The sequence below is a fragment of the Shewanella sp. SM20 genome, from assembly GCF_025654545.1.
Taxonomy (GTDB): Bacteria; Pseudomonadota; Gammaproteobacteria; order Enterobacterales; family Shewanellaceae; genus Shewanella; species Shewanella oncorhynchi.
Map to the genome: position 1 here is coordinate 25,871 of NZ_JAKKRK010000048.1, position 14,347 is coordinate 40,217.

At 46.8% G+C, this 14,347-nt stretch carries 9 protein-coding genes, 1 tRNA gene and 1 rRNA gene; 5 read left to right on the plus strand and 6 right to left on the minus strand.

Annotated elements, in window-relative coordinates; translation table 11 throughout:
* Positions 1–2: 2 nt before the first annotated feature.
* Positions 3–503, minus strand: a complete 501-nt coding sequence (zntR, locus tag L5M18_RS17800) for a Zn(2+)-responsive transcriptional regulator (RefSeq protein ID WP_263198040.1) — start codon at positions 501–503, stop codon at positions 3–5.
* A 352-nt stretch (positions 504–855) separates the two neighbouring features.
* Here zntR and purH point away from each other — a divergent pair, with 352 nt between their 5' ends.
* The 4 genes from purH to L5M18_RS17820 all read left to right on the plus strand — a co-directional run bounded on the left by purH (position 856) and on the right by L5M18_RS17820 (position 7,638).
* Positions 856–2,454 carry a bifunctional phosphoribosylaminoimidazolecarboxamide formyltransferase/IMP cyclohydrolase gene (gene purH, locus L5M18_RS17805; RefSeq protein ID WP_131524202.1) on the plus strand — a complete coding sequence of 533 codons (1,599 nt, stop codon included), beginning with the start codon at positions 856–858 and terminating at the stop codon, positions 2,452–2,454.
* 70 nt (positions 2,455–2,524) lie between these two features.
* On the plus strand, positions 2,525–3,823 hold the full coding sequence (gene purD / locus L5M18_RS17810; RefSeq protein WP_263198041.1) for a phosphoribosylamine--glycine ligase: 1,299 nt from the start codon (positions 2,525–2,527) through the stop codon (positions 3,821–3,823).
* A gap of 177 nt (positions 3,824–4,000) precedes the next feature.
* Positions 4,001–7,237, plus strand: a complete 3,237-nt coding sequence (locus tag L5M18_RS17815) for an ImpA family metalloprotease (RefSeq protein WP_263198042.1) — start codon at positions 4,001–4,003, stop codon at positions 7,235–7,237.
* Positions 7,238–7,410: 173 nt separating this feature from the next.
* Positions 7,411–7,638 carry a hypothetical protein gene (locus L5M18_RS17820; RefSeq protein ID WP_105250390.1) on the plus strand — a complete coding sequence of 76 codons (228 nt, stop codon included), beginning with the start codon at positions 7,411–7,413 and terminating at the stop codon, positions 7,636–7,638.
* An 18-nt stretch (positions 7,639–7,656) separates the two neighbouring features.
* Here L5M18_RS17820 and L5M18_RS17825 read toward each other — a convergent pair whose 3' ends face one another.
* The 3 genes from L5M18_RS17825 to hemE form a co-directional block, all read right to left on the minus strand.
* A complete protein-coding gene (locus tag L5M18_RS17825; RefSeq protein ID WP_113941707.1) occupies positions 7,657–8,460 on the minus strand; it encodes an SDR family oxidoreductase in 804 nt (267 codons plus the stop codon).
* 75 nt (positions 8,461–8,535) lie between these two features.
* Entirely contained in the window at positions 8,536–11,115 is a 2,580-nt protein-coding gene (locus L5M18_RS17830) for a putative bifunctional diguanylate cyclase/phosphodiesterase (RefSeq protein WP_263198044.1), read from the minus strand.
* Positions 11,116–11,522: 407 nt separating this feature from the next.
* Positions 11,523–12,587: a uroporphyrinogen decarboxylase gene (gene hemE, locus L5M18_RS17835; RefSeq protein ID WP_006079904.1), complete on the minus strand. Its 1,065-nt coding sequence runs from the start codon at positions 12,585–12,587 to the stop codon at positions 11,523–11,525.
* Between the two features lie 457 nt (positions 12,588–13,044).
* On the opposite strand from hemE, the gene rsd reads away from it, so the two are divergent.
* The gene (gene rsd / locus L5M18_RS17840) at positions 13,045–13,524 is read left to right on the plus strand and encodes a sigma D regulator (RefSeq protein ID WP_113941703.1); all 480 of its coding nucleotides are present in this window, start codon (positions 13,045–13,047) and stop codon (positions 13,522–13,524) included.
* A gap of 487 nt (positions 13,525–14,011) precedes the next feature.
* Here rsd and L5M18_RS17845 read toward each other — a convergent pair.
* A tRNA-Asp gene (locus L5M18_RS17845) sits at positions 14,012–14,088 on the minus strand.
* 36 nt (positions 14,089–14,124) lie between these two features.
* Positions 14,125–14,240: ribosomal RNA gene (gene rrf / locus L5M18_RS17850) — 5S ribosomal RNA — on the minus strand.
* Positions 14,241–14,347 lie beyond the last annotated feature (107 nt).

The following is a 14,347-nucleotide window of genomic DNA, read 5'->3' on the forward strand; positions in this document are numbered from 1 at the left end:
AATTAATTCCCTGACTCTTCATAAATGGCTTTGCCGTGATTATTCTGGTGCGTTTGGTACTGATTTACATTATGAGAGTGATGCTCAACGCGTACCCGCTCAGTGCTGGACTCCAACGCCTCTAAAATAGAGCAATGTTCGGCGCTACGTGGCCCACCACAGCAAGCATCAGACAAGCTTTGTAAACTCGCTTGAAAATGATTCAGCTCAGCAATTTTGGCCTGTACTTGAGCCAATTTACAATCAACCATGCCTTTTACATCGGCACAGACTCGGTTAGATTTATCGAGTTCAATTGACAGCAATTCACTGATTTCATTGAGGGTAAAACCCACAGCTTTCGCCCGTAAAATAAAGCGTAATCGCGCAGCATCGGCCTCGGTATATACTCGATAGCCAGACTCAGTACGGCTCGACGGCGCGAGTAGGCCGTGCTTCTCGTAGAATCTTAACGTGTCGGCTTTCACCTCACATAAATCCGCCAATTCACCAATACGATACATGTCTTCATCCTTTGCGAAATAGCCCACAACTCAGGGATCATTTCCAGCATACAACTCAATAATGCAAGTATAAACCTTGGAGCCTACTCCAAGGTCAAGAGGTAATTTTAACTTTACTGAAAGCCAAGACGGCAATGCCGCTTTGTTCTGATATGAATATTGTGAAATCACGCAGAAAAAACACCCGTAAATCGAGTTTTACGCTAGAATACGCGCGCTGTGACGAAGGGATAAAAAGTTAGCTAATAAAGTAAAAATAGGACCAAGGGACTTTTGGAAAGCAGTACAGCGTTAAGGCTGTTCTGTTTTCCGAAAGATCCTTGAAACTAAAATAACTGGACCCTGTACCCAAATGACTGCTGCAAATAATGCCAGACCCATTCGTCGCGCGCTGTTAAGCGTTTCAGATAAAACCGGAATTCTCGAGTTCGCCAAAGCACTTCACGCCCAAGGTGTGGAACTGTTATCAACTGGCGGCACCGCTCGCCTGTTAGCGGATAACGGCGTGCCTGTTATCGAAGTATCTGATTACACAGGACACCCTGAGATCATGGACGGTCGCGTTAAGACGCTGCACCCTAAAGTGCACGGCGGCATTTTAGCGCGCCGCGGTCTTGATGAAAGCGTGATGGCCGATAACAATATCAATGCCATCGATCTAGTTGCGGTTAACCTTTATCCCTTCGCTGAAACTGTGGCTAAAGCCGGTTGTACCTTAGAAGACGCTATCGAAAATATCGATATTGGCGGCCCAACTATGGTGCGCGCGGCGGCAAAAAACCACAAAGACGTTACCATAGTCGTTAATGCGGCCGATTACGATCGCGTACTTGCAGAAATGACGGCTAACAATGGCAGCACGACCCATGCGACGCGTTTCGACTTAGCGATTGCGGCCTTTGAGCACACTGCGGGTTACGATGGCATGATCGCCAACTACTTCGGTACTATGGTTCCTGCACACAGCACGGACGAATGCTTTGCTGATTCTAAGTTCCCACGCACGTTCAACACCCAATTAGTGAAGAAACAAGACTTACGCTATGGCGAAAACAGCCATCAAGCAGCGGCTTTCTATGTTGACACTAAAATTGATGAAGCTTCTGTGGCTACCGCGATTCAGTTGCAAGGCAAAGCCTTGTCTTACAACAATATTGCCGATACCGACGCCGCCCTTGAGTGCGTAAAAGAATTCTTGGAACCCGCCTGTGTTATCGTTAAACACGCTAACCCTTGTGGTGTGGCCTTAGGTAAAGACTTACTCGATGCCTATAACCGCGCTTATCAAACTGACCCAACCTCAGCCTTCGGTGGCATTATCGCCTTCAACGGCGAATTAGATGCTGCCACCGCAAGCGCTATCGTTGAGCGTCAATTCGTTGAAGTGATTATCGCCCCAAGCGTCAGCCAAGCGGCGCGCGATGTGGTTGCGAAAAAGACCAACGTGCGTTTATTGGAATGTGGTCAGTGGAACACTAAGACCCAAACCTTAGACTACAAACGTGTTAACGGCGGCTTACTAGTGCAAGATCGCGACCAAGGCATGGTCGGTTTAGAAGACATCAAAGTGGTTTCTAAACGTCAACCGACTGCAAGCGAACTGAAAGACTTAATGTTCTGCTGGAAAGTGGCGAAGTTCGTTAAATCTAACGCCATTGTTTATGCCAAAGACGGCATGACTATCGGTGTCGGCGCAGGCCAAATGAGCCGCGTTTACAGCGCTAAAATCGCTGGCATCAAGGCCGCCGATGAAGGCTTAGAAGTAGTGAACTCTGTAATGGCATCCGATGCTTTCTTCCCCTTCCGTGACGGTATCGATGCCGCAGCGGCTGCGGGCATTAGCTGCATCATCCAACCGGGTGGCTCAATGCGCGATGCTGAAATCATCGCAGCAGCAGACGAGCACGGCATGGCCATGGTGATGACAGGCATGCGCCACTTCCGTCATTGATAACAACTTAAATCAAACTTGGCCCTAGCGATTAGGGCCTTTTCCTTTGCGATGTGTGGGAGTTTTAACCATGAAAGTGTTAATCATTGGTGGCGGCGGCCGCGAACATGCCCTAGCTTGGAAAGCCGCTCAATCGGCTCAAGTTGATACCGTTTATGTAGCACCCGGTAATGCGGGCACAGCCCTAGAACCTAATGTTGAAAATCTGGCGATCAGCGCCACCGACATCCCTGCTCTGCTGGATTTTGCGAAAACCAATAAGATTGAACTGACCATAGTCGGCCCAGAAGCACCACTCGTTATCGGTGTCGTCGATGCCTTCAACTCCGCAGGTTTAGCGATTTTTGGCCCAACTAAGGCGGCAGCTCAGCTCGAAGGTTCAAAAGCCTTCACTAAGGACTTTTTAGCCCGCCACAATATTCCAACGGCGGGTTACAAAAACTGCACTGAGATCAGCGATGCCAAAGCTTTCGTGCGTGAATTAACGGCCACAACAGGTTATCCAGTGGTCATCAAAGCTGACGGTTTAGCCGCAGGTAAAGGCGTGATTATCGCGCAAGACCAAGCTGAAGCCGATGCCGCAATTGATGACATGCTCGCCGGTAACAAGTTTGGCGAAGCTGGTTCGCGCGTAGTGATTGAAGAGTTTCTCAAGGGCGAAGAAGCCAGCTTTATCGTGATGGTCGATGGCAAGAATATTCTACCAATGGCGACCAGCCAAGACCATAAAGCCCGTGATAACGGCGACTATGGTCCAAATACTGGCGGCATGGGCGCTTACTCGCCAGCACCTGTGGTGACTCAAGCGGTACACGATTGGACTGTGGCAAACGTGATTCGCCCAACGGTTGATGGCATGGCGGCAGAAGGCAATATCTACACAGGCTTTTTGTATGCTGGCTTGATGATATCACCCGATGGCAGTGCCAAAGTGCTCGAGTACAACTGCCGCTTCGGCGATCCAGAAACTCAGCCAATCATGATGCGGTTAAAGTCTGACTTAGTGGAACTCTGTTTAGCCGCCACCCGTGGCGAGTTAGATAAAGTGACCGCAGAATACGACGAGCGCGCAGCCGTGGGTGTGGTATTGGCTGCTGGCGGTTATCCAGATGAGTATCGCAAATTTGATGTGATCGAGGGTCTCAGCCTTGGCAATAACGACGGCAAAGTTTTCCATGCGGGCACTGAGATGAAAAACGGCCACGTCGTTACCAACGGCGGTCGCGTATTGTGTGCGACGGCATTGGGTAACACAGTCACCGAAGCGCAAAAAGCCGCCTATAAATTGGTTGATGAAATCCACTGGGATGATGTGTATTTCCGTACCGATATTGGTTATCGCGCAATCGCACGTGAACAGCAAGATTAATTAATATCTCTATTAAAAAACCGGCAAGAAGCCGGTTTTTTTGTGCCTGTTTTTTGACAAACGTCAAATATAACATCATGATTTAAAATAAAATTATGTAATTAATTCTATTGAAAATAGGAGCAACAAGATACAATGTCAACCAAATGTTAAATACACCAAGTTCAAGGACTCCCCATGAGTATTAGACTACTTTATGCCTCCATTGCCATACTGCTTAGCGGATGCGGTGGCGGCTCAGAAGATGCTGGCACGACAACACCACCCACTCAGCCGCCAGTCCAACCTCCCGCGCTGGTGCAATACACCGCCAGCAGCCTATCGGTAATAGGTGGAGCACTGAGTCCAAGCAGCCAAAAAGTGGAGTCTGGCAAAAGCGCTATTTTTAGCATTACTGCCGATATCGGCTTTACGCTTGAGGACATTACTGGCTGTGGTGGCACACTCAATGTGCTGACTTACACCACTGCGGCCATGACGGCCGATTGCACTATCACGCCGACATTTATCAGTAATGCCGAAAATGCCATTAAGCACCAAGATCACAGGCTTGCCAGCGCGAGTGAGTTAATTGATTTCAGCATCGCCGAACTCGCTAATATCGACATCAAACGTAAAGCCCAGATAAATCAGCTATATCAAGGTGTCGGTAGCAGCATCTCTTGGCATCCAACCCATGACTCAATTACCTTTTCGAGCTTTATGCCGGAGAACACTTTCACTGTCTTGCCATCAAATGTCGATGGCAGTGGGGCGAGCGCCGTTCGTGGGTTAGTGATGGCGGGCGAGCAACAGGGGCAAAGATATGCGGCCATGGGAGGAAATCTATTTTCTGTCAACACTTCAGCTCAAACCGATGTTTTACTGAAAAACCTTTTAAGCTGGCTGACCAAAGGTGCCGATAAAACCGACGGCCTCAGCATAGTGACCGCCCAAATGCCGAGCAAGGCTGACAGTTGGTACTTTCCCCATAATGAAGGGATCCGCACTTGGCTCACAAACAACTACCCCGCAGCCCATAGCATTAATACAGCAAATACCTGTGACTACAGCGAGTTAAGCAACTGTATCAACACACTGAAACCGGATCTGATTATCATTAGTGACATAGACCATCAGTCACTCGGTTTTGCAGGCATTGAAGCCGCGATCGCTAAGGCCAAAGCGGCAGGAATTCCCTTGTTGCTCTCTAACTACTGGCGTAATGAAAGCCCAATACTATCGCCACTTTACCTTGAGATGGGGCTTTCTACCTCTGGCAATTACTGGTCAAAACTCAATGCCAATAACCTCAGTGTGACCGATATTTTGGTCGAAGACACCGCCCTGGCCAAGGTGAATAATTTGCTCGGCAAGCTTAACGAAGGCCGCTTCGACACCTCTGTACTCAACGACTGTGGCGGTAATTACTTGAGCTGTAATACTGCCGCCTTTGTTGACTCATTCAAAGCGGGTGCCGATTGGTATCGAACCAATGCTGAAACCTTAGATAACCATGCTATCGATGTGTTTACCAAAGCAGACTTCTCCTTGATGAAGGCCGGACTGCTGCTCGCCGATAAGTATCGCAGCGAGATTGACTACCCCATAGCCTACAGCGAATACGCCCAGTGGCAGCAGGCCCTGTTTGCCGATTGGACCGTCAGCTATGCCCGTAGCCATAACTTATCCCAGCCAGATTTAGGTGAATATGTTACCGACAGAGCCAACCTCAGCAAGGGCAGCAATGCGCACTACGCTTATCCTGCGACTGTCACAGAACATAAAACCATTAGCGTACCCTATGCAGGCCAATGGACGACCACAGGCTGGTATGCGCTGCCAGGACAAACCATTAAACTGACTCGTCTCGATAGCAGCGCTGCAAATGTGGAGATCAAACTCAACTACCACAGACGCAATACCAACCGTGCCTATGAGCAGAAAATCTACCGCGGTCCATTGGAGTTGGCGCAGCAACGCCTGCGCTTAGCTCAAGGACAAAGTCTTGAATTTTCTTCCCCCTACGGCGGGCCGATTTATCTGTATATCAGTGGTGATACTTCGAGTGCTGATGGCGGCGCGTTAAGTGTCGAAGTCAGCGCTGAGCATGTGGCTAAACATCCGACCATTATGGATTTTTCAAACCCTGCAGAAATAGCAACCTTTAACGATCGCATCCAAAATACCGAATTACCCCATGTGGACTTGCGCACCGATGGTGCCGAGCAACATCTGCGTCGCGACCGCTTTTTAAACGCCATCGGCGGGGATGTGCCCGATATAAACGCGCTACTCAAAAGTATTGTCGATGACCATATCAACAGCGTTTACACCCTTGCGGGACTTAAGATCCAAGGCAAGAGCTTAAGTGAATCCTTACCCGCCGATGTGCTAGCGGCCTGCAAAGGACTGTTTGGCGACGACTGTATCGATAATAGTCTGCATACCCGCACTATCATTCAACACGCGAATTATGACCAAAATGCCCAGTGCGGTGGAGGTTGTAGCGGTAATCCTTGGGACGCAGCATGGAATATCGACCCAACGGGTTGGGGTGATAACCATGAGTTAGGCCACAATCTGCAAACTAACCGTCTCAATGTGCAATATGCTGCGGCAAGTGATAATGAAAACTGGGCAGGTTATGGCAGCCGCGCAGGGGAAAACTCCAACAATATCTTCCCCTATGTGGTGAAGTGGAAAACCCATTATCTGCGCGACGGCAATACAGGCACAGTGACCGATGGTCACATGAACCACAAGGATCTTTTTTATGTGTTTATGTCCGATGCCGCAGGTACAACAGACACCAGTGGTAAACGCGTAGTGTTTGACGCCAATTGTAAGGTGCTCGATGCTGGTGAAGACAGGTACACTGCGCCTTGGGCCAGCAATGCTTATGCAGTGCATAACGGTTATCGCATGGCGTTTTACATCCAAATGGCGCTTAAGGCTCACGGCATGACGCTCAGTGACGGCACCACTCTGAACAATGGCTTTAATCTCTTTACCTTGCTGTATCAACACAGTCGTATTTTCGGTAAATATGCGAATAACGCCAGTGATTGGGAAGCGAATCGCAGCAAACTGGGCTTTGGCCAATTTTCGTTTGAAGGCAATAGTGTCTACGGTGGCAAAACGGTGAAAGATATTCCGGGCAACGACTTTATACTGGTGTCTTTGAGTAAACTCACAGGCAAAGATTGGCGCAACCACTTTGATATGTTGGGTCTGCGCTACTCAAGCCTTGCGGCCGCACAAACAGCCGCCAATGCCACATCAGGGGCTATCCCCATGGGCATGTATGAGTTAGAAACCGACTTGCCACCTGCCAATATGAGCCAAGGTTTAACCTTTGTGCCCCTGTCACTCACTGATGGTACAACCCTGTGGAAAGGCATGGGTTCACCAACCCAGTGTGCTAAACCTTAATTGCACTAATAAATCTTAATCTCGCTAAGATACTAACGCTATTCATAAACCTCGCTCTGGCGAGGTTTATGTTTACCTGAAAATGTGATGTAAAGCACATACCTAGGTTAAGATGACGTGCACCATTTAGCTTCTTATATTTTTAACAATCATGAAATTAATGGGGTAAATATATGGGTTATTCGATAAAAGATCTTATTTATCAAGGTGAAAAATCAGGCGTACATAACTGGCAAACCCTAGAAGGAGCCAGCTTTTACTGGCATCCAGATTGGTTTCATATTGCAGAGGATATGACGGGCCATAACGCGACTGTGACTATCGATATCGATGGGGACAAAGCGACCCAAAGTGAGGCTGAACAATCCATCATTAAGCACCTCAATAAGAGTGGCAAATAGCTTGTAGTGGCAAAGACTTTAGTGCCCGGAGGCGATCGCCCTGCGGGCAATTTTGTCGATTAAGCCTGGTGCGATCAGCTTAAGCCAACGCCCCAAACGACCGCGAAGTGAAGTAATCAGTTGACGGCCTCGAGTTGCAATCACTGGCAACATCATATTAGCGCATTGCTCAGCCGTCAGTATCTTAGCTTCCTGCATCGGTGACTTGCCTAAAGGATTACCTGCACCATCGAGGGCACGTTTGTGAATTTGTGACACTACAAAATCGGGGCAAATAACAGTTACGGCCACATTATCATCCACTAATTCAATCCGCAAAGAATCGAAAAAACCAATCACAGCATGTTTAGAAGCGGCATAACCGCTGCGAGTAGGAACGCCCGTTAATCCAGCGACTGACGCCACAACCACCACTTGGCCTTTACTGGCTTTCAAGTGCGGTAACGCGGCATGGGTTAAATACGCAGGACCAAGATAATTCACCCGCATTATGTCTTCAAGCACCGAGAGCTGAGTCAGTTCATCAAAACGTGACCACATAGTCATGCCTGCATTATTAATCAAAATATCGAGATGGCCATAATGCGCAACTGCAGCTTCAACTAAGGCTTCACACTGTTCAGGACTGGAGACATCGGCGGCAAATACAAAAGGAGGCGGACCATAATTAGCGATTTCTAAAGCGAGTGAGGCGAGGCGTGTTTCATTACGCGCACTGAGCACCAGTTGGCAGCCCATTCGCGCCATTGCCACTGCGAGCGCCCGACCAATACCTTCTGAGGCACCCGTGATGATCACGACCTTGCCAGTGAGTCCATCCATAGTCATTCCTTTGTTATCGCCATGTTAATTACGCCTTTTGCTAAATTGGCATAATCACGCTAAAAGCGCAATCCTTCACGCGCGTTGTGCAAGCCTCATCTCATATTGCTCACGATAATTAGCTAAGGGTTGCGGGCGCCCTATCGCATAACCTTGCGCATAGTTAATGCCTATGCTCAACAATCTGTCAATAATATCCTGATTCTCAACAAATTCAGCAACAGTCTCGATTCCCATAACCCGACAAACATCCTGAATCGATTTAACGATGGCGTAGTCTTTAGCATTCACGGCGAGATTCTTAATAAAACAGCCGTCGATTTTGACATAATCCACGGGCAGCTCACGCAGATAACCATAAGAGGCAAAACCACTGCCAAAATCATCCAGTGCAAATGAGAAACCGAGTTTACGTAACTGCTTCAACATTTCCATACCACGATTGCGATTTTGGATCGCGGTGGTTTCAGTAATTTCAAAACAAATACATTGGCTTGGAATATCAAAAATGTGTTGCTGCTGGGCGATATATTCCACCATACCTTCGGCGCCTAAACTATTGCCCGAAAGGTTAATCGAAATACAATGATCAGGCCAAAGCACGGGGTTCAAAGACAACCATAAAAAAGCTTTGCGGATGACTTCTTTATCGATATCAGGCATCAACTTAAAACGTTCAGCGGCGGCTATAAACTGCGCAGGCGCCAAAATGCGGCCACAGGGCTCTTGAATTCGTAACAGGATTTCCATTCGTTGTCGCTGCGGACCACTGCCTAGCCCGCGGATCGGTTGGTAATAAAGGATCAACTCGTTTTCTTCAATCGCTTGCGCGATACGTACCGCCCACTTAGGCGCATTTCTTTGGTAGGTGAGTTCTTTATCTTTATCATCGTAAAAATGAATTTGATTAGCCCCCTTAGCTTTAGCGGCAATGCAGGCGATATCAGCGTCTTTTAATAATTCTTGCGCATCAATATAGGGCGCACGACCAAAAGCGACACCTATGCTGAGGCCAACTTTATAATTACAGTTCTTATCGTTCAACACTTGCATGGAGACTTGCGCGATCATTTGCTTCAGTAATTGCGCCACAGATAAGGCACTACGATTACAAATCACTAAACCAAACTCATCGCCACCAAGGCGCGCCAATAGCTCCTGTGACCCAAGACAAGCCTGCATTGCCTTAGCCACCATAGCAAGCATACGATCGCCTGCAGTATGGCCACAGCTGTCGTTAATCAACTTGAATTGCTCCAAATCAAGGTAACAAACGGCGATAGTTTTGGCTGAAGCGGCAAATTGGGGTAACTGCTCATCAAATGCCTGACGGTTTAGCAGCCCTGTTATGCTATCGAAATTTGCCCTTTTTTGTAGCTGGTGTTTAAGCAACTCTTCTTGAGTGATATCCCGCAATACCACGACAGTACCAACAATTTCTTTATCGTGATTACGCAGATTGCTAATACTGCGCTCCATAATCCGAGGCGAAGCAGTTAATAGCTTGATTTTCTCGACCTGCGGCGCTGATTCTTCGAGACGAATGCAGGTAAAAACCGCCTGGTTCAACTGCTCCCCAGCCTTTAACAGACTCGCAAGGCTCTGACCTATGGCATAGCAACTAGCAACATCGAGAAGCAACTCGGCCCGCGGATTCATATAAATCACGTTGGCATCGACATCGGTCAAAATCACCGCTTCAGCAATGGATTCTAAGGTGATTTTCGCGCGTTCTTTTTGCTGATAAATTCTTGCCAGCAAGCTATTAACACGGCTGGCGAGCACTTCTAATTCTTCATTACCCTCGCTTGTAACGGGTTGATATACACTGGACATAGGATCGACCAGCGCCAATTGATGCATCAGATTTTTAAAGGGTTTGAGTAAGCCTGAACGCAGCCAAATATAACCAAGACCAACAATAAACACACCAAAGAGAATAAATCCGAGCGATACCCAATCGAGTTGAAATTTAACCTCCCTAAAGGGACCATCGGAAAACAGTACTTGCAGGTAGACAGGCTTATCTTTTAACAGGCTTGGAATGTTAATCGCGTCACTGTGCACACCATCAACTGTTGGCGTAACGTCGCGAGAATGGCTCATGCTCACCTTAGTCACCAATAAGGCCTGAGCATATTCCAGTAAGTCTTTATCAGTCAGTTGGCGCACAAGCAGCACAGATTCATGGGGCGCAGAAGCCACGGAAGTAACAACATAAGCATACTTGCCCATCAAATAAGCGCCAGCAACACTGGGCTTATCGGCACTGACAATAGCACTGGCGATTTCTCGTAACTTATCATTCTCAAAGGGACGTTCATTGGGGAAAAAAGGGTGCAATTCACCCTGCCGTAGAATATACCAACTCAGATTGGCTGACATTGAGCTATCGCGCCACGAGGATTCAAGCTTTTTAAGTTGGTCTTCATCTAATTGAGACAAAGGTAAGGCATAGATATTAGTGAGAAAGGTTAAGCGATCGACATCAATTTGAAACTGCTGCTGGATATTGGCAAGCTCACGGTTAGCACTATCTTGACGTAATAGCTCGACACGGTGGTCGTACCAATAACCAAGACAATAGGAGACAATTACCACCGCAGGGAGACAAAAGCCCGCAATAAATACCATTATTTTCTTGCCAATGTGCATCTCTTACCACGGCTTGTTATGACTAAATTGATTGACGGCCTTGCATAATCCTTCACTGCGCCATGCAACATATCTTATTTGCGAATAGTATTAAACATCACTTCGCTTTAGTCGTTGCTAAAGTAGACATTTTCATGCAATTAAATCCATTTCATACCTTTGATTTAAAAATAAAATTTATAAATTAAACGATTATAAGTTTTACTTTTTTATCAAGATAATTCACACATAATCAGTATGTGAATATAGGGAATTCAAGTCGTTGTTTAAAATTAAGCTAGCAGACGATAGAAACCACCGCATACGCTAATCCATAAAGATACCTTCGCCAGAAGCTCCAACGCTATCAGATTCAAATGTCGGATATAAAACAGGCCCGCAAGCGGGCCTGTTTCGCAAACCAAAAATTATTTATGGTATTGCTTTGATTGTGCATGAACCGCCTTGATAAAGGCGCCAGCATGTTCTGGATCGACATGCTGATGAATACCATGGCCTAAGTTAAATACATGGCCAGTACCTTCACCATAACCCGCTAAAATATGACCAACTTCCTCTTCGATACGTGGAATTGGCGCATACAACATAGATGGGTCCATGTTGCCTTGCAATGCCACTTTATGGCCTACACGACGACGGGCATCGGCAATGTCTACCGTCCAATCCAAACCTAGTGCATCACAGCCAGTTTCTGCCATCGCTTCTAGCCACAAACCACCGCCTTTAGTAAACAGCGTCACTGGCACTTTACGGCCATCGGCAAAGCGTGTCAGACCATCAATAATCTTCTGCATATAACGCAAAGAGAACTCACGGTAAGCAGAATGCGATAACGCACCGCCCCATGAGTCAAATATCATCAAAGATTGCGCACCGTTAGCAACTTGAGCATTCAGGTATAAGATCACTGAATCGGCTAATTTATCTAACAGCATGTGTAATGCCATTGGCTCAGCGTAAGCCATCTTCTTAATTTTTTCGAAGGTTTTGCTCGAACCACCTTCAACCATGTAAGTAGCTAAAGTCCAAGGTGAACCAGAAAAGCCAATTAACGGCACTGCACCATTCAGTTCACGGCGAATAGTGCTAACGGCTTTCATCACATAACCCAGCTCATCTTCTGGATCTGGAATTGAGAGCTTTTTGATCGCATCGATAGTGTCTGTTGGGCGTTCGAAACGTGGGCCTTCACCCGCCTCAAAATACAAACCTAAACCCATAGCATCGGGCACTGTTAGGATATCGGAAAACAAAATCGCCGCATCGAGATCATAACGACGTAAAGGTTGCAGCGTGACTTCACAGGCAAGCTCATGATTTTTACACAAAGACATGAAGTCACCCGCTTGAGCGCGAGTGGCTTTATATTCAGGAAGATAACGGCCAGCTTGACGCATCATCCACACAGGGGTCACATCGACAGGCTCTTTTAGTAGGGCGCGTAAATAACGATCATTCTTTAATTCTGCCATTGGGCTTGGTTCCTAGTCTTATTGAGATCCGCTGGGTCGGTAGTTTAGCATTTACGCGAATAATGTAACCTTTATGTGCAAATTTATGTGAGCTATTCCCCATCATTGGCGTCGATTTGACCGCATAAACCGGAAAATGTTAGCCAGCTAACATACTGCTCATTTATTCGTAACGAAGTCACACTCAGACAGAAAAAAGTTGCGCCGGTTCCCCGCCTTTGGTATAAAAAGTCTGCGCTAGCAAGAACAATCAAGAAGCTCGTCGCATCGAGCCTGCTATAAACTTTACTCGCCCAACGATAGATTTCTATCGTTGGGCTTTTTATTTGCATTTTTCGATACGAAACAGCTGGTTTGTCCATTTCGTCATTCTCGCAAATTCGCATGAAAAGAGTTGATCGATTAGCAACTTGTCCCTACATTAGAGTTATGTGCTGGCACTTAAATGGAATGCATCATGCTGAGAGAACTCGAAAAAGCAGAACAGAAGTGGGGCGGTTCAAATAAGCTTATTGATCAATGGCTAAAAAACCGTCGAAAACTGTTAGTGCATTACTGCCAAATTGCTGGGCTTCCTCCTTACAGTAAATCAGAAAAATCACTTCCCTCGTTCGAACATGTTAAATCTTTCTGTGACTTATTAGTTGACTATGTCTCCGAAGGACATTTCGAGGTCTATGATAAAGTCGTTAATGCCTGCAGTGAATATGGCGAATCAAGCAAAACGCTCGCGCAACAAGTATTGCCCAAAATCACGCCAACCACGAATGCAGCATTAGATTTCAACGATAAATATGCGGAAACACAAGACGATTTCGTATTATATCAACTCGATAAAGACCTATCTGAGCTCGCCCATAACATGGAAACACGCTTCGAACTCGAAGATGAACTACTTGAAGTTCTCCATCGCAAACATTCTGAGCACAACCAGTAGCCCCCCTTCCTAAGCGCACCTTGCTGCATCTGTGCGCTCTTTCCCTCAATCGTTTTGAAAATGAAGTAGCATGGCTTTGGGCGACTACAGGAACACGTCCTAGTGCCATCAGACAGCAACCGTTTGAATCAAATTGAATCCGATAGAGCAGATGTAGTCATGGCCGAGGCAGCACACATTGGCAAATCGTTGTTTCAATAGGTATGGCGATATTGTTATGTAATGCTTGATAGCATTAATGTCTTGAGGAGCCACAGAAGATGACTCAGTTGTGCTTTCGGGAATGGATAAACTTTGCTAATTAATAGAATAGGTTTAGCTTTAAAACAAAAAATTCATATTCTGGTAAGGATTTCATCTACATGATGCCCGAGTATGAGGATAACCATGTGCTTCGAGCCCGAAGCATTAACGTCACTGGGACGAAAGATCCACGACGCCATAACGAAAAAAGCCTCATCTTTCGATGAGGCTTATCTCTTAATGTTGGCGGAGCGGACGGGACTCGAACCCGCGACCCCCGGCGTGACAGGCCGGTATTCTAACCAACTGAACTACCGCTCCTTTAGCTTAACGTCTACACGTTAACCTAAATTAGGCGCTTGGCGATGACCTACTCTCACATGGGGAGACCCCACACTACCATCGGCGCGTTTGCGTTTCACTTCTGAGTTCGGGATGGGATCAGGTGGTTCCACAAGGCTATTGTCACCAAGCAAATTCTGTTTATTACCGTGTCCATCTCTGGCTCACGTTAATAATAATTCGGAAAGCTGATTTGCTTTGTTTGAGTTCAAACTTTATCAAGTGTCGATATTCTGTC

Excerpts from the sequence above, each read along its gene's own strand:
- L5M18_RS17830 (WP_263198044.1), bottom strand. The coding sequence starts at position 11,115 with ATGCACATTGGCAAGAAAATAATGGTATTTATTGCGGGCTTTTGTCTC.
- rsd (WP_113941703.1), top strand. The coding sequence starts at position 13,045 with ATGCTGAGAGAACTCGAAAAAGCAGAACAGAAGTGGGGCGGTTCAAAT.
- purD (WP_263198041.1), top strand. The coding sequence starts at position 2,525 with ATGAAAGTGTTAATCATTGGTGGCGGCGGCCGCGAACATGCCCTAGCT.
- L5M18_RS17825 (WP_113941707.1), bottom strand. The coding sequence starts at position 8,460 with ATGGATGGACTCACTGGCAAGGTCGTGATCATCACGGGTGCCTCAGAA.
- L5M18_RS17815 (WP_263198042.1), top strand. The coding sequence starts at position 4,001 with ATGAGTATTAGACTACTTTATGCCTCCATTGCCATACTGCTTAGCGGA.
- L5M18_RS17820 (WP_105250390.1), top strand. The coding sequence starts at position 7,411 with ATGGGTTATTCGATAAAAGATCTTATTTATCAAGGTGAAAAATCAGGC.
- zntR (WP_263198040.1), bottom strand. The coding sequence starts at position 503 with ATGTATCGTATTGGTGAATTGGCGGATTTATGTGAGGTGAAAGCCGAC.
- purH (WP_131524202.1), top strand. The coding sequence starts at position 856 with ATGACTGCTGCAAATAATGCCAGACCCATTCGTCGCGCGCTGTTAAGC.
- hemE (WP_006079904.1), bottom strand. The coding sequence starts at position 12,587 with ATGGCAGAATTAAAGAATGATCGTTATTTACGCGCCCTACTAAAAGAG.